The organism is Ideonella sp. (assembly GCF_044358605.1).
GTDB lineage: Bacteria > Pseudomonadota > Gammaproteobacteria > Burkholderiales > Burkholderiaceae_C > Ideonella.
On record NZ_JBIKNQ010000002.1, the window covers coordinates 61,338 to 81,261 of the forward strand.

Here is a 19,924-nt window from a genome sequence, read left to right on the forward strand (position 1 = left end):
AAAAGGCCACCGCATGCGGTGGCCTTTTTGCTGGGCGGCTGGCGGAGATCAGCCCAGGTAGCGCGTCACCAAGTGGCGGCGGAAGTGGGCCGGGTTCAGCGTCTCACCGCTGGCGCGCAGGGCCAACTCATCGGTGGTCCAGCGGCTGCCCTGCAGCCAGATGTTCTGGCGCAACCAGTCAAACACCACGGTCAAATCGCCCGCCGCAATGCGGGTGTCAAGGTCGGGGTGGGCCTAGCGAATGGCGGCAAACCACTGAGCGGCGTACATGGCTCCCAGCGAATAGCAGGGGAAGTAGCCAAACATGCCCTCCGGCCAGTGCACGTCTTGCATGGGGCCGTTGCGGTAATCACCACGGGTGTCCAAGCCCAACAACTCTTGCATCAACGCATCCCACAGCGCGGGAATGTCTTCGGCCTCGGCCTCGCCGCTGATCAAGGCACGCTCGATCTCAAAGCGCAAGATCACATGGGCGGGATAAGTCACCTCGTCGGCATCCACCCGAATCAGGCCTGGCTGGACCCGCGTCATCAAACGATTCAAGTTGCCCGCCTCAAACGCGGGCTGGTCGCCAAAGGCCTGGGCCACCAAGGGCGCCAGCAAGCCGGCAAAGCCCGGATGGCTGCCCAACTGCATCTCAAACGACAAGCTTTGGCTCTCGTGCAAAGCCATAGAGCGCGCCCAAGACACCGGCTGGCCCAGCAGTTCACGCGGCAGGTTTTGCTCGTAGCGCCCATGGCCCGTCTCGTGGATGGTGGCCAGCAGGCTTTGCAGGAAGTCATCTTCCTTGAAGCGCGTGGTCATGCGCACGTCTTCCGGCACACCACCCGAGAAGGGGTGGGTGGAGACATCCAAGCGGCCGGCCTCAAAGTTGAACTGCAGCAAGCGCATCACCTGCTCACACAAGCCCTTTTGCGCTGCAATGGGGTAAGGGCCCTCAGGCTGAATCACCGTTTCCTGGGCTTGCCGGGCCATCACCTGCTGGATCAGCCCGGGCAGCCATTGGCGCACCTCGCCAAACACAGCCTCGACGGTGCTGGCGCGCATGCCAGGCTCGTACAGGTCCATCAGCGCGTCATAAGGGCCCAAGCCGCTGCGTTCAGACAACAGTTGCGCTTCTTCGCGGGCCACGGCCAGCACGGCCTTGAGGTTGGGCAAAAAGCCCGCCCAATCGTTGGCCGGACGCTGGCTGCGCCACGCATGTTCACATTTCGCTGTAGCCAGCGAGCGCTGCTCGACCAGGCGCTCAGGCAAGCTGTTGCTCATGGCCCAGTCGCGGCGGACCTCACGCAGGTTGGCGCGTTGAGTGTCGTCCAGCGCTTCTGCCTGGGCCTGCGCCAGGTGCTGCGCCAAGCTGGGGTCGGTGCGCAGCCTATGCAGCAAAGTGGCCATCTCGCTCATGGCTGCGGAACGGGCGCCATTGCCCTGGGGCGGCATGTTCACCGCCGTGTCCCAAGAGACGATGCTCTGCAAGTGCGAAAAGTGGTGAATCTGACGATAGGTGCGCGTCAGCGCGTCATAGGCGGGGGTGTGGGAAGACATCTACAACTTCTTCATGAGCTGACAAGTGGGCGCGACTATAGCGGCAATACACCCCAACGGCACGTACTTAAACAGTTAGCAAAAACATCTTAGGCCGCTGCGGACAAACCCGGAAACCACCACAAGAGCAGCGCCGTGTAAACCACAAAGCGAATGAACTTGCCAATGGCCATGTAGAGCACACAGGGCCAAAAATCCAGGCGCAGCCAACCGGCCACCGCGCACAAGGGGTCCCCCACAAGCGGCAGCCAGCTCAACAGGCAGGCTTTGGGGCCAAAGCGCTTCAGCCAAGCCATCGCACGCAGCTCATGGGGAGAGCGATGGCGCACTTTCTCATAAGCACGCTCGTACAACTGCTCGGCCCCACGGCCCATCCACCAACTGATGACCCCGCCCAAGGTGTTACCCACCGTGGCCACCGCAATAGTGGGCCAAAACAAGCTGGGGTCCAGTGTGACCATGGCCATCACCGCAGGCTCAGAGCCCATGGGCAAGAGCGTGGCCGACAGCAGCGAGATCACAAACACCGCCGGCAAGCCCACCGAGGGCAGTGCCAGGGTCTCCAACAAAGGCGTCAACCATGCGTCCATGGCCGACATTGTCGCCCCGATGACTCCAAGGCCAGCACCCCTGGGCGGCTATACTTCTGCCTCCTTTTTCAGCAGTTCTGCCCCCTACTCCACCATGCACATCGGCCCCTACGCACTGCCGAATCGGCTGTTCGTCGCCCCGATGGCCGGGGTCACGGACCGCCCGTTTCGGCAACTTTGTAAACGGCTGGGTGCGGGTTATGCGGTCAGCGAGATGGTGACCTCCCGCAAAGACCTGTGGAATTCGCTGAAAACCTCGCGCCGCGCCAACCATGAGGGCGAGCCTGGCCCCATTGCCGTGCAGATTGCCGGCACCGACGCCACCATGATGGCCGAGGCCGCCGCCTACAACATCGACCGCGGCGCGCAGATCATCGACATCAACATGGGCTGCCCCGCCAAAAAGGTGTGCAATAAATGGGCGGGCTCAGCCTTGATGCGCGACGAATTGGGCGCCCTGGCCATCATTGAAGCCGTGGTGGCGGCGTGCGCACCACGCCAAGTGCCTGTGACCCTGAAGATGCGCACCGGCTGGTGCGCGAGCGAGCGCAATGCCCTGCGCATTGCACTCGCGGCCGAGAGCGCCGGGGTGGCCATGGTCACCGTGCATGGCCGCACACGCGAGCAAGGCTACAAGGGGCACGCCGAGTACGACACCATCGCGGCCGTCAAAGCGGCGCTGCGCATCCCGGTGGTCGCCAATGGCGACATCGACTCGCCGCAGAAGGCCGCTCAGGTGCTTCAGTCCACCGGCGCGGATGCCGTGATGATCGGCCGCGCCGCCCAGGGCCAGCCTTGGATCTTTGGCGACATTGCGCACTATCTGGCCCATGGTGAGTTGCGCCCAGCGCCCCTGACCCGTGATGTGCATCACTGGCTGACCGAGCACTTGCTCGACCACTACAGCCTGTACGGTGAAGACGCTGGCGTGCGCAGTGCCCGTAAACACATCGGCTGGGCCGTCAAAGGCCTGCCGGGTGGCGAAGCCTTTCGGCAGACCATGAACCTTTTGGATGACAGCCAGCGTCAATGGCAGGCCGTCAGTGACTACTTTGCCCAACTGGCCGAGCAGCACACTCATCTTCCTGTCGCTGAAGCGGCCAATCACGATCTCCTTGAACAGCAGGCCTGAGTCGCATGCAGCCACTCACCCGCCGCCTGCCCCAAAGCACACCATGAGCAAGAAGAGCATTGAAGAATGCGTCCGCGAAACGCTGGACCAGTATTTCGCCGACCTGCACGGCTCCGAACCCCACTCCCTGCACGACATGGTGATCCTGACCGTGGAGAAGCCGCTGCTCGAAGTAGTGATGCGCCAAGCCGAAGGCAATCAAAGCAAGGCCGCTGAGTGGTTGGGCATCAACCGCAACACCCTGCGCCGCAAGCTGCTGGACCACAAGCTCATCAAGTAATTCGTTTTTCAATCCAACCCTAGGCCCCACATGGCTCAACTCACTGCCCTGATTTCGGTGTCAGACAAAACTGGCATCCTCGAATTCGCCCGCGAACTGCACAGCCTGAACGTTCGCCTTTTGTCCACCGGTGGCACCGCCAAGCTGCTGGCCGACGCGGGCCTGCCCGTCACCGAGGTGGCCGAGCACACCGGCTTCCCCGAGATGCTGGACGGCCGGGTCAAGACCCTGCACCCCACCATCCACGGCGGCCTGCTGGCCCGCCGCGACCTGCCCGAGCACATGGCCGCCATTGCCCAGCACGGCATTGCCACCATCGACATCCTGGCGGTCAACCTCTACCCCTTTGAAGCCACGGTGGCCAAGCCCGGCTGCACCTTGGAAGAGGCGATCGAGAACATCGACATCGGCGGCCCGGCCATGGTGCGCTCTGCCGCCAAGAACTGGAAAGACGTCACCGTGCTGACCGACGCCGGCCAATACGCCGGCGTGTTGGCCGAGCTGAAGGCCAGCGGCCACACCAGCACCGCCACCCGCTTTGCCTGCAGCGTGGCCGCGTTCAACCGCATTGCCCAGTACGACGCGGCCATCAGCAACTACCTGTCGGCCCGCCAAGACGACGGCGCCCTGGCCGAATATCCCGCCCAGATGAACAGCACCTTTGTGAAGGTGCAAGACCTGCGCTACGGCGAGAACAGCCACCAAACCGCCGCGCTCTACCGCGACCTCTTCCCCGCTCCCGGCGCGCTGGTCACCGGCAAGCAGCTGCAGGGCAAAGAGCTGTCCTACAACAACATCGCCGACGCCGACGCCGCCTGGGAATGCGTCAAGAGCTTTGAGGCCCCCGCCTGCGTCATCATCAAGCACGCCAACCCCTGCGGCGTGGCCGTGGGTGTGGACGCCGCCGAGGCCTACAGCAAGGCCTTCAAGACCGACCCGACCAGCGCCTTTGGCGGCATCATCGCCTTCAACCGCCCTGTGGACGCGGCCGCCGCCCAACTGGTGGCCAAGCAGTTCGTCGAAGTGCTGATGGCCCCCGCCTTCACCGACGAAGCCCGCGCCATCTTCGCGCCCAAGGCCAATGTGCGCCTGATGGAGATCGCCCTGCCCCCAGGCGGCGCCCGCCCCTGGGACCAAGGCCGCAATGCCCAAGATGTGAAGCGCGTGGGCTCAGGCATCCTGGTGCAAACCGCCGACAACCACTTCCTGAAGGCCAGCGACCTGAAGGTCGTCACCAAGCTGCAGCCCACGGCCCAGCAACTGCAAGACCTGATGTTCGCTTGGACGGTGGGCCAGTACGTCAAGAGCAATGCCATCGTCTTCTGCGCGGGCGGCATGACTTTGGGCGTGGGTGCGGGCCAGATGAGCCGCATCGACTCGGCCCGCATCGCCTCCATCAAGGCTGAGAACGCCGGCCTGACCCTGGTGAACTCGGCCGTCGCCAGCGACGCCTTCTTCCCCTTCCGCGACGGCCTGGACGTGGTGGTCGACGCCGGGGCGTCTTGCGTCATCCAGCCAGGTGGCTCCATGCGCGACGAAGAGGTGATTGCCGCCGCCGACGAGCGCGGCATTGCCATGGTCTTCACGGGCGTGCGGCACTTCCGCCACTGAATACCCTCGGCTCCTCAGGGGCATCCAGCATTCACGGCGCCTGCGGGCGCCGTTTTTCATGCGCTGAACTAGGCCAGCTTCGCCCCGCTTCACCCCCCACTGCGGCCCCCACTTTCCCTCTAGCCTAGAAGGGCTTCGTGCTGCGCGCTTCAAGCTTGGCGCGCACAAGCCGATGACGACACAGGGACTGGCGCCTCCATTCGGGGCCGCCAGACGGGTCAAGACTGGGCAAAGGGATGATGAAACTCGACCGTGCGGGCTTGTGGATGGTGGTGGCGACACTCTGCGCCATGGCCGCCGTTGGCCTGGGCTCAGCCCAGGCTGAGCTCCAAGAGCGCGCGCAAGCACAGCGCTCAGAAGGCCTGCTGCTGTCGCGCAGCCTGAGCGCCTTGACGCCTGACAAGCTCAGCGCCAGCCAAGGCCGCAATGCCTTTTTGGACGGCCTGCTCCGTGCCAACGCTGACGGCGACCTCGCCTATGTGCTGTGGGTCAGCCCGGAAGGGCAGCCCCAAGCCAGCGCCGCGCGGCCGGGCGTCACGCCGCCGCCGTCAGCGCTGGCCACCGAGCCCGCCCAATGGTTCTCTAGCCAGCGCCTCCAGGATGAACAGCATGGCAAAGAGTGGCTGGAGTTCCAGGCCCCGGTGCTGCGCCAAGAAGCCCTGGCGGGTTTTGTCCGCTTGGGCTATGCCCCCCCCACCTTGCGCTGGACGGCACTCACCTCCGGCACCCGCCTGGCCCTGACCCTGCCCATTGCGCTGCTGATGGGCGTGCTCTTGCTGCTGGCCCGGCGTGAGGCCAAGCCCCTGGTGCAGATGCAAACCGCCTTGCAGGCCTGGGCTGCGCGGCTGGATCTCAAAGGCCTGCCCATGCCCACGGGCTGGCAGGGCGCCCAGGCCTTTGCCCAACACTTTCAGCACAGCCTGCAAGTTTGCGAACAACACTTCAAAGGCCTGGAGGGCAAGAGCCTGGAAACCTTGGCCATGCACCGCTTGCTGGCCTACAAAAAGAACCGTGCCGAGGCGGTGATCCATCTCTTTCCCGATGGCGTGATCGTGCTGGATGGCGAAGGCCTGCCGGCCCTGGCCAATGCCAAGATCGAACCGCTGCTGGGCGTGAAGCCCAGCAACATCTACGGCCACGCCCCGCACGAATGGTGCGAGCAGCCTGAAGTGCTGGCCTTCATCCAAAGCCAGCGCTTGAGCCATAGCCGCCCGCAGATCCGCCCCGCCAAGGTAGAGATCGAGGTCACGGGCGACACCGCCCGCAGCCTGGAGTTGGCCGGCACACCCTTGGTGGCGCCTCACGATGCCAGCCAGGTCTATGGCACCTTGATCACCGTGCGCGACACCACCCGCCAGCGCATGGCCGTGGCGGCTGGCGCCGAGTTTGTGGCCAATGTCTCGCACGAGCTGAAGACACCGCTGAACAGCCTCAAGGCCTATAGCGAGCTGCTGCTGGACTCGGGCGGGGATGACGAGGCCCTGCGCATCGAAGCCGTGAACGTGATTGCAGCCGAGGTCGACCGCATGAGCAGCCTGATCAACAACCTGCTCAACATCTCCAAGCTGGAGACCGGTGCCATCAGCCTCAGCACGGCCCGCGTCAATGTGCATGACCTGCTGCACAGCTCTTTCGAGGCCCAACGCCAAAGCGCTATCGGCCAAGGCTTGGGCTTCACTATCGACGCGCCCCTGAACCTGGGCATGGCCTCGCTGGACAAAGACCTGCTGCGGATCGCGCTGAACAACTTGCTGTCCAACGCCATCAAGTACAACCGGCCCGGCGGTGAGGTGGTGCTCAGCGCAGTCGAGGTGGATGACGACAACTTGGAAATCCGCGTGCGCGACACCGGCGTGGGCATGTCGGCCGAACACCTGCCCCACATTTTTGACAAGCACTATCGCATCACCGGCGACAGCAGCCGCAGCGGCCATGGACTGGGCCTCTATCTGGCCCGCCAAATTGTGGAGCTACACCACGGCACGCTGCAGGTGCAAAGTCAGCCCGGCGTCGGGACGGAGTTCATCCTCCGCTTGCGCAAGATCCCAGCGCTCTACTTGGAAGGAGCGGCCGCATGAAGCATGTCCTCATCGTTGACGATGAGCCCTCGGTCGCGCGAGTCCTCAAGCTCACGCTGGAAAAGGCCGGCTGGCAAGTGACCTGGGCGCCCGATGGCCAGGTCGCCTTGGAGTGGCTGAGAAAGGCAACCGAGCCGCCCACTGCCGTGATCACCGACATCCAGATGCCACGCATGAATGGCCGAGAGCTGGTGGGGGCCATAGAAGCGGAATGGCCTGCCCGCGACTACCCCATCTACGTCATGACTTCCATGACCGAACGCGAAGAGCGCCACTGGGTGGGTGCCCTTCACCGGGTGCACTTTCTAGAGAAACCATTGAGCCCCCGCCTTTTGGTGGCCACCTTGGCACATGAAGCCGTGACTGGATTTGGAGACTTCCATGGCTGAACTCTTTTTGCGCGACCTCGACCTGCCGCGCTACCACCGTTGGTGGAAGCGGGCCAGCCCTTCGGCGCCATCGTTGGTGATCTGTGATGAGCACGGTATGCCCGTCTGGTCGGCAGACGACACGGTCTCTGCCCAGCTGGCGGCCGCCTTGCCCGAGCACCATGGCGGCACCCTGCGCTGGCGCTTTGACGGTGGCGGACTGGGGGTGGACACCCTGGCGGACGGGCAAGGCTTGGCCTACCGACCTGTGGATGCCTCAGGGCGCTTCATTAGGTGGCTGACCATTCCGTGGAGTCAGGACGACCATCCCAGTGACTTGGACGCCTTGGCCGAAGCATTGGACGACCTCTCCACGGCCATGGCCGATGAGCTGCAGCTCAAGACCGACCTCAATGGCATGACCGCCGAGCTGGCCGAACGCTATGACGAACTGCACCTGGTCTACGGCGTGGACGAGCAAGTGCGGCGCCATGGCTCGCAAGAGGTGGTGATCCAAAGCCTGCTGACCAGTTGCGCCAACCACCTGGATGTGGACGTGGTGGCCTTTGTGCGCCCCAACAAAAACCAGTGCATCTCGGCCATGGCCCTGAGCCAGCCCATCCACAACCTGGACCTGGTGCTGGTGGAGATGCGCGGCGACCTCTACCGCTTTGTGCAGGCCACGCGCGAGACCTTGGTGATGAATGACATGGCCGACGCACGCCGGGCCTACATCTTCACCGACATGCCCTACAAAATCCTCGCCTGTCCGGTGCGCTGCGAGAGCCATGTCGACGCCATGCTGGTGCTGTTGAACCACCGGCAGAAGCCCGACTTCAGCAACAGCGACCGGCGCCTGGCTGATGTGCTGGCCAGCCAACTCACCCGGCTGGTGCAAGCCATGTCCATGGTGCAGCAGCTCTCCGACTTCACCCGCCAAATGGCCGCCGCCTTGGTCGAGGCCGTGGAAGCCAAAGACCCCTACACCCGGGGTCACAGCGAGCGCGTGCACCACCTCTCCATGGAAATTGGCCGCGCCATGGACATCCGCGACAAAGACCTGGAGAACCTCTACTGGGGCTCGCTGCTGCACGACGTGGGCAAGATCGGCATCCCCGACGCCGTGTTGTGCAAGCCCGCGCGCCTGACCGCCGATGAGTACGCCTTCATCATGGTGCACCCCGAGCGCAGCTACGAGATTTTGCGCCACATCGACTACCTGGCCGATGCCGTACCCGGAGCCCGCCATCACCAAGAAAAGTGGGACGGCACGGGCTATCCGCATGGCTTGAAGGGCGAGCGGATTCCGCTGCATGCCCGCATCATTGCCGTGGCCGACACCTACGACTCCATCACCAGCTCGCGTGCCTATCGCGCCGGGCGCCCGCATGAAGACGCGATGCGCGAGATCGACCGTGTCACGGGCACCCAGCTCGACCCCACGGTGGTGGCCGTCTTTCGTCAGCTCTGTGAGACCGACCCGCCCCCCGAGTGGATGAGCCGCTTCAGCATCCGCCGCGCGCCCACCACGCCTGCCCCCACGACCACGAATGGATGACAGCATCGCCACGAGCCGCTTCGGCGCGATGACGTATCTGTCACCGCCGGGCTCGCTGATTCAAGATGCCGCGCTGCAAGCCCTGCAAGCAGCCTTGAGCGATTGCTTGGCTGCGCGCCACATCCAGCTCGTGCTGGACCTCTCTCGCACCCAGGCCCTGGGTGGCAGGGCCTTGGAGATCCTGCTGGACACCAGCGCGCAGGTCAGTGCCTTCGGCGGCAAGCTAGAGCTGGTGAATGCCCATGAGTTGGTCAAGCAAATCATCGTGCTCACGGGCTATGCCGAACAACTCTCCATGGCGGCGGCTGACAACCCCAGCGCGGCGCCACCGCAGGCTGAAACACCCTCCTCACTGGGCCGCCTTGGCGACATCCTGCTGCGCCGCCAACTCTTGACCCCCGAACGCATGGCCTTGGCCGTGCAGGCCCAGCAAGAAAGCGGGCGGCGGGTCGGCCAAATCTTGGTGGAGAAAGGCTGGATCAGTGAGCAAGACCTGCTCAGTGCCTTAGGTGAGCAACTGGGCTTGCCGACAGTGAGCCTGCGCACGGGTTTGTATGAGAAGTCTGCGGCAGGCCTGCTGTCTGAGGCCACCGCGCGTCGCCTGCAAGTGCTGCCGCTGTTCAAGGTGCACCAAACCTTGACCGTGGCCACGGCCGAGCCGCAGGCCATTCCAGTCTTCGACGAGATCACGGCCCTGACCGGCCTGACCGTGCGCGTGGTGCTGGCCCGACGCGAGGACATTGTTCGCCACCTGGCCGAGGCCTTTGACGGCACCGACTTCACGCCTGAATTGCTGGAAGCCCAGCAAGACGATCTGGAGCTGATCGAGAGCCAGATCCCCGACGACTACACCGAGATTGATCATCTGGCCGGCGGCAGCCCAGTGATCAACCTGGTGAACGGCCTGATCCAACGCGCCATTCGCGACAAGGCCAGTGACATCCACATCGAGATCACCCGCGGCCGCTCCCGCGTGCGCTTTCGGGTCGACGGTGTGCTCTACCAAGTGATGACGCCACGCGCCGAGTTGCACCCGGCCATTGTTTCGCGCCTGAAGGTGATGGCCAACCTCGACATTGCCGAGCGCCGCCTGCCCCAAGATGGCCGCATCCAAGTGGCCACCCAAGGCCGCACGGTCGACTTGCGTTTCTCGTCGCTGCCCGGCATTCACGGCGAGAAAGTCGTGCTGCGCGTGCTGGACAAAAACCAGTCCATCCTCGATGTCGGCAAGCTGGGCATGAGCGTGCACAACCTGGACACCTTCCGCCACTTGCTGACCCGCAGCCACGGCCTGATCTTGGCCACCGGCCCCACCGGCAGCGGCAAGACCACCACGCTCTACGCCGCCATCAACCACCTCAAGAGCATGGAGACGAACATCGTCACCATCGAAGACCCGGTGGAGTATCAGCTCGACATCATCAACCAGAACCAAGTCAACGAAGCCATTGGCCTGAACTTTGCCCGCATGCTCAAGCACGTGCTGCGGCAAGACCCAGACGTGGTGATGGTGGGTGAGATCCGCGACAAGCAAACCGCCGAGATCGCCGTGCAGGCCGCCTTGACCGGCCACTTGGTGCTCTCCACCCTGCACACCAATGATGCGCTGGGCGCCGTGTCCCGGCTCACCGACATGGGGGTGGAGCCCTACCTGCTGGCCTCGGCCCTGGTGGGCGTGGTTGGGCAGCGCTTGGTGCGCCAGGTGTGCCCCGCCTGCAAGACCTCATTCTTGGCCGCACCAGAGATCGTGGCGCGGCATGGTTGGAGCACCGAGCAGCCCATCCGCCTGGCCCGTGGCCGGGGCTGCGGCGAATGCTATGACTCCGGCTACAAAGGCCGCCTGGGTATTCACGAGTTGCTGGTGATGGACGAGGTGCTGCAAACCGAGGTCGCCAAGGGCGCCTCGCGCGAACGCCTGAGCCAGGTGGTCAAAGCCCAGGGCTTGAAGACGCTGTATGACGACGGCGTGCAGCGCGCCCTGGAAGGCCGCACCACGCTGGAAGAAGTGGCCCGGGTGATCCACGATGCCTGACGAAGTGCACTAAGCCATGGCCATCGACCTCCACAAGGGCACGCCCAGCACCCCACGGCCTGCGGTGGACAGCGCTCAGAAAGGGGCTGCTCAAGGCCTGCGCCTGCGCCGGCCGGGATTGGCCGAGCGCTTGCTATTCACCGAGCGACTCTTGCTTTTGCAAGACACGGGCGTCAGCCTGCACGAGGGCCTCAAAGAGCTGAGCGAGCAAGAGCGTGACCCCGAGATGGCCGAGATCTTGCAACGCTTGTTGACCGACGTACTGGAAGGGCAGCCGCTGTCCCAGGCCATGGCCCAGCATCCGAGCTTCTTCCCGGCCACCTATGTTGCTCTGGTCGCGGCGGGTGAGCGTGGTGGCTTCTTGCCCCAGGTCTTGCGGCAACTGTTGGACTTGGATGAAAAGAGCGAGCGGCTGCGCAGCTTGTTGACCTCGGCCCTGTCCTACCCGGCCTTTTTGACATTGTTCTCCGCTGGCACCATCGTGTTTGTGCTGGTGGGGGTGTTCCCAAAATTCGCGGTGTTGTTCGAGCAGATTCATGACCAACTGCCCTGGACGACACGCTTTTTGATGCAGCTCTCCGATCTGCTGCTGCACCGCTGGCCATGGTTGTTGCTTGGCCTCGCCACCTTGGGCTTGTTGGGGGCCTTGCTGTGGCGGCAAGACGAAACTCGGCTGCGCATCGACCGCTTGAAACTCAGCTTCCCTGGCCTGCGCCAAATCTATGTGCAGGTCTACCTGAGCCAAACCTTGCGGGTCTTGGGCATGTCGCTCAGCCACGGCGTACCGCTGGTGGAAGCACTCCGAGCCTGCCAGGACCTGGTGGGTAACCGCGTCTTTCGCGGCTTTCTGCTGGACTTGCGGCAACAAGTCACCGAAGGTTCAGGTCTGGCCCAGGGCTTTGAGCGCAGCGACTTGATGCCACCCATGGTGCAGCAGATGATCCACACGGGCGAGCGCACCGGCAACCTGGCCACGGTGATGACACGGATCGCCGAGCACTACGAGCGTGAACTGGCCAAGCGCCTGGCCCTGGTCTCACGCCTAGCGGAGCCGGTGATGCTGCTGGTGATGGGCGCCTTGATCGGCCTGATCGTGGCCTCGCTGATCCTGCCCATCTTCAAGCTCAGCCGAGCCATTCGCTAAGGAGACACCCATGCGGGCTTGTGCGACCTTTTCCCTACTCAGGCCGAGTTTTGACTCAAGCCTTGCGCCTTGTCCGCCGATAGCCCCTGTGAGGCATCTTGCGCCCCATGCCCCAAGAATTGCGGAGCCCTAGAAATGAAAAACACTGTCCTGCACGCACTGCGACGTGGTTTCACCTTGGTGGAACTGTTGATCGTGGTCATCATTTTGGCTGTCCTGGCGGCCATCGTGATCCCGCAGTTCAACAGCGCCACCACCGACACTCAAGAAGCCGCTTTGGATGCCAACTTGGCGGCCATGCGCAATGCAATCGAGTTGTACAAGGCGCAACATGCTAGCTACCCTGGCGACAAGGCCAGCACTGGCGCGACTTGTACGGCCGGAACGGCTGGCACTGGTGCTGCGGACACGGCTCAGGCCTTCGTCGATCAGCTCACGCTCTACACCAATGCTGCTGGCCAAGCCTGTACACAGGGTGGCGGCGCCTTCAAGTATGGCCCCTATGTACGCAGAGGCATCCCCAACGAGCCGATCAATCAGCGCGGCAGCACCGTTGCCCAAATCACGGTCACCTCGACCGGGGCAGTGATCGCACCCTCGTCAGCCACGGGCGGCTGGGCCTATGACTCTGTCTCCGGCCAGTTCGTGATGAACAGCAACGCCCTCGGCAGCGACGGTCGAGCTTATTCGACTCGCTGATGGCCCACTGAGCAACGCTCATGCGCACCCAGGGCTTTACCCTGGCCGAACTGCTGGTGGTGATCTTGCTGATGGCGGCACTGGCCGCCACGGCCATACCGCAGCTCTCCTCCACCGAGGCGGACCGACTCGACACAGCCACGGCAGAGGTCAAATCGGCCTTGCGCTTTGCCCGCAACGAAGCCTTGCAAAGAGCCACCCCGGTACTCGTAGACATGGAGACGCAGGCCCACACCCTGAAGATCATGCTGGGCACCTGCACGAGCCCGGGTAGCCCACTGGTTGACCCCCGCACTGGTCGCCCCTTTGTGCTGGACTTGACGCAACGGTCGCAAACGCAACAGGTGGGGCTCAATGCCCAAGTGCTGACCAGCAACGGCCGCAGCTACCAGGGCTTGGTCTTCGACGCCTCCGGCGCCATCAGTGAGGCTTGCGACGTGGCCGCCACCAAGGACAAAGGCGTTCCGCAGCGCGGTAGCCAAGTTGTACTGAACATGGGAGAGCAAGCGCAAAGCCTGACCCTCTGGCCCGTCACCGGCCGGGTGAGTGGCCCATGAGCGCGAACCGCAGCCACCGTGGTTTGGCTTACATAGAAGCCGTGCTGGCCACGGTGATGGTGGCCGTCTTGCTGGCGCCGTCCCTGCAAGCCCTCAGCAGCGGTCTGATGGGCCAACAGGTCGCCAACGATCAAAGCACCCAAGCGCTGTCCCTGCAAAGCAAACTGGACGAGGTGCTGGCCAAACCCTACAGTGTGCTGTTCGCCCAGACCCAGGCTTCAGGCGGCAACACGGCAAGCTCTATCAGTCTTGCCCTGTCCGATCCTCCGGGTTCATCCAGGAGGCTGGTCACCATCTACCGCACCAACGGCAGCGGCGCCATGGCCGCCGACACCGGACTGCTGCGCATCCGGGTAGCCTGGGAAGGCGCCCCCAGCGAAAGCGGACTGGTGGCCTTGCGGTCTAAATGGCTATGAGTCGTGACCACCGGCTGCGTCCACCAGCACACGGCTTCACGCTGATTGAGCTGTGCTTGGCGACCGCCATGGGGGCATTGCTACTGGCAGCCCTGGCCCATGTCGCCCGCTTGGCCACTGAGAGCAAGGTCGAACTCAGCGGCACCAACGAGCAAAGGATTCAGACCGAGTTTGTGATGCAGCGCCTGCAAGCGGCAGCGCGTGCCGCCACGGTGGGCAGCTTGCTGCCTGACGCCACGGGCGACACCGGTCTGTGGTTGGCGCCCAAGCGCTTCTGCATCAATGACGCCAAAGCCTTGGTAGAGACCACCACCAGCGCCAGCGGGTGCAGCGGCGGCGAGGTCATCGCCGACCGTGTCAGCCACCTGGGCATCAGCATCCCGGAAACGCAGTCTGCTTTGGACACCCCGATGGCCCAGCTCTCCGTGGCGCTCACCCTGGCCGATGGCTCGGAAGGCCCCATCCTGTCGCAATCCATCCGTCTCAAGGGGCTGTTGGAATGAAATCGCGGCAACACGGTTTCTTGCTGCTGCCGGTGTTGCTATTGCTGTCCATGGTGGCTGGCGCGGCTTATCTGACGCTCCGCGAAGGTCACCTCAACGTCGCGAGCGAAACGCGGCAAGGAGATGCGGACAAGGCCCGCGCCGCCGCTGAGGCCGGCCTGCACCGCGTGGTTCATGAGGCCCACCTCCGAGGCTGCGGTGGCGACTATCCGCACAAAAACAATCCTGTCGAAGACAGGGCCTTTGACGGCGCCAGCTACAGCGCCTATGCATCGGAAAAGAGCGGCAGCCCGATGGACATCAGCGCCCAAGGCCGCTTTGGCGAGGCCCGCGTGATGTTGACCCGCAGCAAGGTCGTGATGCATCGCGCCACCGCCCAAACCTTGGTGCTGCAACCCGGCCCGGCCGGGCAAGACACCAGCTTGAGGGCAGGCACATCCAGCCCCGAGCCCGACGCCACCACCTTGACGCTTCGACCCAACGGCACCGATGCGCTGATGGCCTTTGACCTGAGCAGCATTCCTGAGGGCAGCCACATCAGTGCCGCACAACTGAGCATGCGCATCACCGACCTGCAAGGTAGCGGCACGGTCAGCGCGCATCGCATTCAAAGTGACTGGCTCGAAAGCGCCACCGTGAGCAGCCGCAACGGCACAGCGCCCTGGGTACGCAGCCCGGGCGATGCGCACCCTAGCGCCATCGTCTCGACGGATACACAAGGGCAAGGGTGGATGAGTTGGAACCTCACCGACCTGGTGGACGGGTGGGTGAAGGGCCGCTGGCCCAACCAGGGGCTGTTGCTGCGGGCGGTCAAGCTGCAGTCCTTAAACCTGGCCAGCAGCGACTATCAGACGCCCGCGCTGCGGCCCCGCTTAACGGTGAGCTTTCACCCACCGTGCGGCTGGACCTTGCCGAAACAAAAGCTGACCCTGGTGCCGGTGGCTGATGCCACCTTGTCTGAAGCTTCCCCCAGTTTGAATGACGGTGTCTCCAACACCCTCAGGGTGCTCAACAGCGCCAGAGAGTTGCGCATGGTGATGTTGTTCGACACGGGCAGCATTGCCGCCGGAAAGACCATCAAGTCAGCCACGCTGCGCCTCACCTTTGCAGGCCTGGCGGGCGATGCCCCCACCCCACGGGCCGTTGATCTCTATGCCCGCCGCAACGAGAACGCCTGGGAGGAAAGCAGCGTCAGCTGGACGAGGCGGACGGCCTCGGAGAACTGGTTCATCCCTGGCGCTGGTGTATACACGGCCCTGCAGCCCCGCACGATCACCTTGCCCAAGGACTCCAAGGCCAACACGGTGGTGGAGTTCGAGGCCAAAGACTGGGTGGCAGCCTGGGTTGCCAACAGTGACAACAACTACGGTGTGTTGATACGCCTCCCCAATACCGAGGCCAACACGCTCGTGTTTGGCAGCCGCGAATCCCTGACGGCGCCCCCGGAGCTGACCATCGAGTATGAGTAGCGTCAAGTCTGCCGCCCAGCGGCCGAAATGACGGGGAGCGGCTTGGCAGCTTCGGTGTGGCCAGGCTGCCCGCCGCATCCACCCGCCACTCGCGCTCATGAACCTCCCCACTCTCACCCTCCCCGCCTGGGCACATGCCAAGCATTGGCGTGCCGCCCCCATGGGCCTGGAGCTGGGTCAAGATGGGGTGCGCTTGGTGCAGTTCGAGCAAGGCTTGAAAGGGCCGCGCCTGGTGGCGGCCGCCCACTTACCCTACCCTGGCCACCGTGACGAGCTGCTGAGCCGCAAGGCCGCGTGGCGTCAGTGGCTGCAAGCAGGCTTGCAGCAGCATGGCTTCTCCGGGCGGCAGGTGGTGAGTTGCTTGCCTGCCGATGAGGTGCGCATCTTTCCGGTGGCCGTTGGCCCCAGCCCCGAAGACATGGACGCCGCCGTCACCCAAGCCGTGCTCACACGGCTGCAGGGCGAGGCCCCGCAGATGGTGATGGACTATGTGCCCATCCGCAGCCACGCGGCCGACAGCCAGCGCGAAGCGCTGGTGGCCGTGGCTAAGCCGGCGGCTGTCGACGCCCACTTGGCCCACCTGGAGGCCGCCGGCCTAGAGCCTGTCGCGTTGGAAGTCGGCCCGGTGGCCCTGGCCCGCCTGACGGGTTACTCCAACCAAGGCGGCGGGCCTGACCGATATCCCCATGCGCTGCTGATCAACTTTGGCCGCCAGCGCAGCCATGTCAGCGTGGTCTGGGGCCGCCGCCTGGTGCTAGACCGAGAGATTGCTTTTGCCGAGTCCGTGCTGCTGGCCCGCCTGACCCGCGCGCTGGAACTGGACCCCGACACCGCCCAGCGGCTGCTGCTGAAGATGGGCTTGGTGGAAGACCATGCGAATGACGACGAGTTCACCCAAGCCTTGATCGAAGTGCTGCAACCCGAGTTGGGGCTCTTGGTCAGCGAGATCAACCGCACCTTGGTCTACACCGCTTCGCGCAGCCGCGGCCAGGGCATCGATCAGGTGTACTTATGCGGCAGCGTCAGCCGCTACCCAGGGGTCGATCAGTTGCTGCAAAAGCGCCTCTCGCTACCGGTCAAGGTGATGGACCCTTTCACCACCTTTGAGTCCGCCTTGAGCCCGCTGGAGCGCGAGGCTTTGGAGCCGATTGCCAGCGTGGCCGTGGCCACTGGTTTGGCCTTGCGGGGTTGGAGCAGCCATGCATGAGATGGACCTGATCCCAAACGCCTACCGGGCGCTTCGAGCGCAGCGCCGACGCCAGCGCAGCTGGGCCTTGGGGGTGGCGCTGTTGGTGCTGTCCGCTCTAGGCGCGCGGCTGTGGATAGAGCGCGGCCTGGCCCAAGAGCGTGCCTGGAAAGCCCAATGGCAGCCGCTGCAAGACAAGGCCCGAGCCGAGCGCACGGAACTGACCGAGCTGCAGGCCTCGATCGCGCAGGCGAGTGCACCCTCAGCGTCCTCACCGACGAGCGCCCCAGTCGCGCCCGTGGGCTTGCTGCCCTCTGTGCTGGCCGCCTTGCCAGCCACCGGCCTGCGCCTAACCGACGCGACGCTGGAGGCCACCTCGGGCGAGGCTGCAGGGTTGAACTTGCAAGGCCAAACCGTTGACGAAGCCACGCTGGGCCAAGCCGTGGCGTTGCTGCGGAGCCATCCACAGGTCACGCAGGTGCAACTCCTGGGCGTCAAGCCTGAAGGCGCACCTGGCGCCACCAGCCAGCGCTTTGAGCTGCTGGTGCGGGTGGTCACCCGCCCAGCAGCGCCTGCCGCTTCATCAGGAGAACGACCTTGATGGAGCAACTCAGCCAACGCTTTAGCAGCCTCGACCCCAAAGCCCGTTGGGCCTTGCTCACGGCCCTGCTGCTGTTTGCACTGCTAGAGGTTTGGCTGCTGGGACTGCGTGGCCCGTGGCAGCAGTGGCGCAAGGCCCAGGCAGAGCGCCTGACTCAAAGCCAGATGGTGGCACCGGACCTCAGCGCCGATATCGCAGAGGCCCGTCATGCCTTGGCCCTTCTGCAAGACAGCGAGCAGGCCATGAAGTCCGCCCACCAGCCCGAACGCTTGGGGGCATGGCGCAGCCAGTTGCAGCGCACGGCCGACCAACACCACGTCACCTTGGGCGCGCTCACGGCCACCGAGGTAGCGGACAGCCTGCCTCGCATCAGCTTGACCTTAAAGGGCCGCTACGCCGACGTACTGGCCGTGCAGCACAGCCTGGCCAGCCTGGACATGCCCTTGCAGCCGACACGCTGGGCAGCCCAGGTGGAGCCCGACAACAGCTTGAGCGTGCGCCTGGAGGCCGTGCCCAGCTCCAGCCCGCCCGCCAGTCTGCCGCTGCCCACTCGGCCCAGCCACGACCCCTTCGGCAGCGTTCGCGCGGCCACGCCAGCCGCCGACAGTGTGGCGGACACCCCACCGAAGCTGCGCGCTCTGGTGGCTGCAGGCCCGCGCTCCATGGTGGTGGGCGAGCAAGTGGTGGAAATAGGCGGTCTGGTCCAGGGATATCGACTGATAGCGGTGCATGAAGACCGGGCACTCTTCGTCAAGCAAGGCCGTCATGTCACGGCCGTGTTGGACACGCCCGCCGCACCATGATCTTCACGCGTATTTCTCAGCCCCCGCACCACCCCGCTTGGCGATGGGCGGTGGCCGCTGCACTGTGGCTGGCCCTGGCGGTGCAACAGGCTGAAGCCCGCAACAAGGCACGCAGCAAGGGCGCGGCCGAGAGCGCAGCCCCCGCAAAGACGGGCGTCGTGACGCTCAAGCTGCAAGACATGGCGCTGCGCGAAGTCTTTGACATGCTCTCGCGCCAAGAGCGGCTCAACATCGTGCTGAGCAAAGGCGTCGAAGGCCAGGTCTCCATCAACCTCTACGACATGGCCATTCCACAGGCCATTCAGTCGGTGGCCGAGGCGGCGGGCTATGCCGCCGAGTATCGCCACGGCACTTACTTCATCGTTGACCGCAAAGACCTGGGTGCGATCAGCGTGGCCGGAGGCACCGTGGTGCGGTCCTTCAAGGTGCAGTACTCCAACCCCAAGCAGGTGGCCGAGTTGCTGGCCAAGCACCTGTCGCGCAACGGCAAGATCACGCCGTTGATTGAGCGCAATCTCTTGCTGGTGGAGGATCAGCCCGAGTTCATGAGTCGCGTTGAGGCCTTGCTCAAAGAAGTCGACGCCGAGCCTAAGCAGATCCTGATTGAAGCGCGGATCTTGGAGATCACGCTGGACAAAAACGAGACCTTCGGCGTGGATTGGTCGCGCGTCTTTGGCAGCAGCGGCTTATCGAAGCTGGGCACGCAAGGCCTGGCCAACAAGGGTTCTGCAGGCTTGTTCTTCAACCTGGTCAATGACAACCTGAATGCCTACTTGTCGGCCTTGTCGGCGAACGGCCGGGTGCAGACTTTGTCCACGCCAAGGCTTTTGGCCCTAGAGAACCAGCAGGCCTCGGCCGTCATCGGCGACCGCATCGGCCACAAGGTCACCACCACCACCAACCAAGTCACCAGCGAGAGCATTCAGTTCTTGGACACGGGTGTGATCCTCAAGGTCACGCCTTCGGTGGACCAGCAAGGCCGTGTCTTGATGCAGATTCACCCCGAGGTCAGCTCGGCGACCATCACCCTGGGCATTCCTTCGAAGAAGAGCACCGAGGTGACGACCCAACTGCTGTGTGAAGACGGCCAGAGCATCTTCATTGGTGGCCTGATCAAGCGCAATGTGACCCGCCGCAACAGCGGTGTGCCGCTGCTGCGCGAGGTGCCTGGGGTGGGCAAGTTCTTCTCGTCCACCGAAGACGTGAGCAGTGTCACCGAGACGGTGGTCATCATCAGCCCCCGCATTGTGCGCAACGCCGCCGAAGCCTTGGCTGCAGCCCCGTCAGAAACGCTAGAGGCCGATGCACCCTTGATGCAGCCCGGCGGGCTGCGCATGGACTTAACGGCCAAGTAA

Annotated in this window: 18 protein-coding genes and 1 pseudogene; 17 read left to right on the forward strand and 2 right to left on the reverse strand. The window is 64.2% G+C overall.

The features are described 5' to 3' along the window. Positions 1-48 precede the first annotated feature (48 nt). Together ACIQ3Q_RS01135 and ACIQ3Q_RS01140 are read right to left on the reverse strand one after the other, a co-directional pair. Positions 49-1,542: pseudogene (locus tag ACIQ3Q_RS01135) on the reverse strand (carboxypeptidase M32). An 89-nt stretch (positions 1,543-1,631) separates the two neighbouring features. After that, the gene (locus ACIQ3Q_RS01140) at positions 1,632-2,132 is read right to left on the reverse strand and encodes a YqaA family protein (RefSeq protein WP_396267112.1); all 501 of its coding nucleotides are present in this window, start codon (positions 2,130-2,132) and stop codon (positions 1,632-1,634) included. A gap of 94 nt (positions 2,133-2,226) precedes the next feature. On the opposite strand from ACIQ3Q_RS01140, the gene dusB reads away from it, so the two are divergent. The 17 genes from dusB to ACIQ3Q_RS01225 all read left to right on the forward strand — a co-directional run bounded on the left by dusB (position 2,227) and on the right by ACIQ3Q_RS01225 (position 19,924). After that, positions 2,227-3,264, forward strand: coding sequence for a tRNA dihydrouridine synthase DusB (gene dusB / locus ACIQ3Q_RS01145; RefSeq protein ID WP_396267113.1), 1,038 nt, complete (start codon positions 2,227-2,229; stop codon positions 3,262-3,264). A gap of 43 nt (positions 3,265-3,307) precedes the next feature. Continuing rightward, complete coding sequence (locus tag ACIQ3Q_RS01150) at positions 3,308-3,544, forward strand: Fis family transcriptional regulator (RefSeq protein ID WP_396267114.1); 237 nt, start codon at positions 3,308-3,310, stop codon at positions 3,542-3,544. Positions 3,545-3,574: 30 nt separating this feature from the next. After that, positions 3,575-5,155, forward strand: coding sequence for a bifunctional phosphoribosylaminoimidazolecarboxamide formyltransferase/IMP cyclohydrolase (gene purH, locus ACIQ3Q_RS01155; protein ID WP_396267115.1), 1,581 nt, complete (start codon positions 3,575-3,577; stop codon positions 5,153-5,155). 236 nt (positions 5,156-5,391) lie between these two features. Then, positions 5,392-7,233 (forward strand): ATP-binding protein, encoded by a 1,842-nt coding sequence (locus tag ACIQ3Q_RS01160; RefSeq protein WP_396267117.1) that lies wholly within the window; start codon positions 5,392-5,394, stop codon positions 7,231-7,233. Further along, positions 7,230-7,622, forward strand: coding sequence for a response regulator (locus ACIQ3Q_RS01165; protein WP_396267118.1), 393 nt, complete (start codon positions 7,230-7,232; stop codon positions 7,620-7,622). Before ACIQ3Q_RS01160 ends, ACIQ3Q_RS01165 begins: the two co-directional genes overlap by 4 nt. Further along, positions 7,615-9,159, forward strand: a complete 1,545-nt coding sequence (locus ACIQ3Q_RS01170) for an HD-GYP domain-containing protein (protein ID WP_396267119.1) — start codon at positions 7,615-7,617, stop codon at positions 9,157-9,159. The genes ACIQ3Q_RS01165 and ACIQ3Q_RS01170 overlap by 8 nt, the downstream gene beginning before the upstream one ends. Further along, positions 9,152-11,191 carry an ATPase, T2SS/T4P/T4SS family gene (locus ACIQ3Q_RS01175; RefSeq protein ID WP_396267120.1) on the forward strand — a complete coding sequence of 680 codons (2,040 nt, stop codon included), beginning with the start codon at positions 9,152-9,154 and terminating at the stop codon, positions 11,189-11,191. Before ACIQ3Q_RS01170 ends, ACIQ3Q_RS01175 begins: the two co-directional genes overlap by 8 nt. Positions 11,192-11,207: 16 nt before the next feature. Then, positions 11,208-12,335, forward strand: coding sequence for a type II secretion system F family protein (locus ACIQ3Q_RS01180; RefSeq protein ID WP_396267122.1), 1,128 nt, complete (start codon positions 11,208-11,210; stop codon positions 12,333-12,335). A gap of 135 nt (positions 12,336-12,470) precedes the next feature. Beyond that, a complete protein-coding gene (locus ACIQ3Q_RS01185; RefSeq protein WP_396267123.1) occupies positions 12,471-13,034 on the forward strand; it encodes a type II secretion system protein in 564 nt (187 codons plus the stop codon). Positions 13,035-13,054: 20 nt separating this feature from the next. Then, positions 13,055-13,591 carry a Tfp pilus assembly protein FimT/FimU gene (locus tag ACIQ3Q_RS01190; protein WP_396267124.1) on the forward strand — a complete coding sequence of 179 codons (537 nt, stop codon included), beginning with the start codon at positions 13,055-13,057 and terminating at the stop codon, positions 13,589-13,591. Next, positions 13,588-14,007: a hypothetical protein gene (locus ACIQ3Q_RS01195; protein WP_396267125.1), complete on the forward strand. Its 420-nt coding sequence runs from the start codon at positions 13,588-13,590 to the stop codon at positions 14,005-14,007. Before ACIQ3Q_RS01190 ends, ACIQ3Q_RS01195 begins: the two co-directional genes overlap by 4 nt. Continuing rightward, positions 14,004-14,510: a hypothetical protein gene (locus ACIQ3Q_RS01200; RefSeq protein WP_396267126.1), complete on the forward strand. Its 507-nt coding sequence runs from the start codon at positions 14,004-14,006 to the stop codon at positions 14,508-14,510. The genes ACIQ3Q_RS01195 and ACIQ3Q_RS01200 overlap by 4 nt, the downstream gene beginning before the upstream one ends. Then, entirely contained in the window at positions 14,507-15,979 is a 1,473-nt protein-coding gene (locus ACIQ3Q_RS01205) for a DNRLRE domain-containing protein (protein WP_396267127.1), read from the forward strand. Before ACIQ3Q_RS01200 ends, ACIQ3Q_RS01205 begins: the two co-directional genes overlap by 4 nt. Before the next feature lie 97 nt (positions 15,980-16,076). Then, a complete protein-coding gene (gene pilM / locus ACIQ3Q_RS01210; RefSeq protein ID WP_396267129.1) occupies positions 16,077-17,186 on the forward strand; it encodes a pilus assembly protein PilM in 1,110 nt (369 codons plus the stop codon). Next, positions 17,179-17,766 carry a hypothetical protein gene (locus ACIQ3Q_RS01215; protein WP_396267130.1) on the forward strand — a complete coding sequence of 196 codons (588 nt, stop codon included), beginning with the start codon at positions 17,179-17,181 and terminating at the stop codon, positions 17,764-17,766. Before pilM ends, ACIQ3Q_RS01215 begins: the two co-directional genes overlap by 8 nt. Beyond that, complete coding sequence (locus tag ACIQ3Q_RS01220; RefSeq protein WP_396267131.1) at positions 17,763-18,569, forward strand: hypothetical protein; 807 nt, start codon at positions 17,763-17,765, stop codon at positions 18,567-18,569. The genes ACIQ3Q_RS01215 and ACIQ3Q_RS01220 overlap by 4 nt, the downstream gene beginning before the upstream one ends. Beyond that, entirely contained in the window at positions 18,566-19,924 is a 1,359-nt protein-coding gene (locus ACIQ3Q_RS01225; protein WP_396267132.1) for a type II secretion system protein GspD, read from the forward strand. The genes ACIQ3Q_RS01220 and ACIQ3Q_RS01225 overlap by 4 nt, the downstream gene beginning before the upstream one ends.

What these genes read in the sequence shown, in the direction of transcription:
- ACIQ3Q_RS01140 (WP_396267112.1), bottom strand. Translation starts at nt 2,132, where the DNA reads ATGGACGCATGGTTGACGCCTTTGTTGGAGACCCTGGCACTGCCCTCG.
- dusB (WP_396267113.1), top strand. Translation starts at nt 2,227, where the DNA reads ATGCACATCGGCCCCTACGCACTGCCGAATCGGCTGTTCGTCGCCCCG.
- ACIQ3Q_RS01150 (WP_396267114.1), top strand. Translation starts at nt 3,308, where the DNA reads ATGAGCAAGAAGAGCATTGAAGAATGCGTCCGCGAAACGCTGGACCAG.
- purH (WP_396267115.1), top strand. Translation starts at nt 3,575, where the DNA reads ATGGCTCAACTCACTGCCCTGATTTCGGTGTCAGACAAAACTGGCATC.
- ACIQ3Q_RS01160 (WP_396267117.1), top strand. Translation starts at nt 5,392, where the DNA reads ATGATGAAACTCGACCGTGCGGGCTTGTGGATGGTGGTGGCGACACTC.
- ACIQ3Q_RS01165 (WP_396267118.1), top strand. Translation starts at nt 7,230, where the DNA reads ATGAAGCATGTCCTCATCGTTGACGATGAGCCCTCGGTCGCGCGAGTC.
- ACIQ3Q_RS01170 (WP_396267119.1), top strand. Translation starts at nt 7,615, where the DNA reads ATGGCTGAACTCTTTTTGCGCGACCTCGACCTGCCGCGCTACCACCGT.
- ACIQ3Q_RS01175 (WP_396267120.1), top strand. Translation starts at nt 9,152, where the DNA reads ATGGATGACAGCATCGCCACGAGCCGCTTCGGCGCGATGACGTATCTG.
- ACIQ3Q_RS01180 (WP_396267122.1), top strand. Translation starts at nt 11,208, where the DNA reads ATGGCCATCGACCTCCACAAGGGCACGCCCAGCACCCCACGGCCTGCG.
- ACIQ3Q_RS01185 (WP_396267123.1), top strand. Translation starts at nt 12,471, where the DNA reads ATGAAAAACACTGTCCTGCACGCACTGCGACGTGGTTTCACCTTGGTG.
- ACIQ3Q_RS01190 (WP_396267124.1), top strand. Translation starts at nt 13,055, where the DNA reads ATGCGCACCCAGGGCTTTACCCTGGCCGAACTGCTGGTGGTGATCTTG.
- ACIQ3Q_RS01195 (WP_396267125.1), top strand. Translation starts at nt 13,588, where the DNA reads ATGAGCGCGAACCGCAGCCACCGTGGTTTGGCTTACATAGAAGCCGTG.
- ACIQ3Q_RS01200 (WP_396267126.1), top strand. Translation starts at nt 14,004, where the DNA reads ATGAGTCGTGACCACCGGCTGCGTCCACCAGCACACGGCTTCACGCTG.
- ACIQ3Q_RS01205 (WP_396267127.1), top strand. Translation starts at nt 14,507, where the DNA reads ATGAAATCGCGGCAACACGGTTTCTTGCTGCTGCCGGTGTTGCTATTG.
- pilM (WP_396267129.1), top strand. Translation starts at nt 16,077, where the DNA reads ATGAACCTCCCCACTCTCACCCTCCCCGCCTGGGCACATGCCAAGCAT.
- ACIQ3Q_RS01215 (WP_396267130.1), top strand. Translation starts at nt 17,179, where the DNA reads ATGCATGAGATGGACCTGATCCCAAACGCCTACCGGGCGCTTCGAGCG.
- ACIQ3Q_RS01225 (WP_396267132.1), top strand. Translation starts at nt 18,566, where the DNA reads ATGATCTTCACGCGTATTTCTCAGCCCCCGCACCACCCCGCTTGGCGA.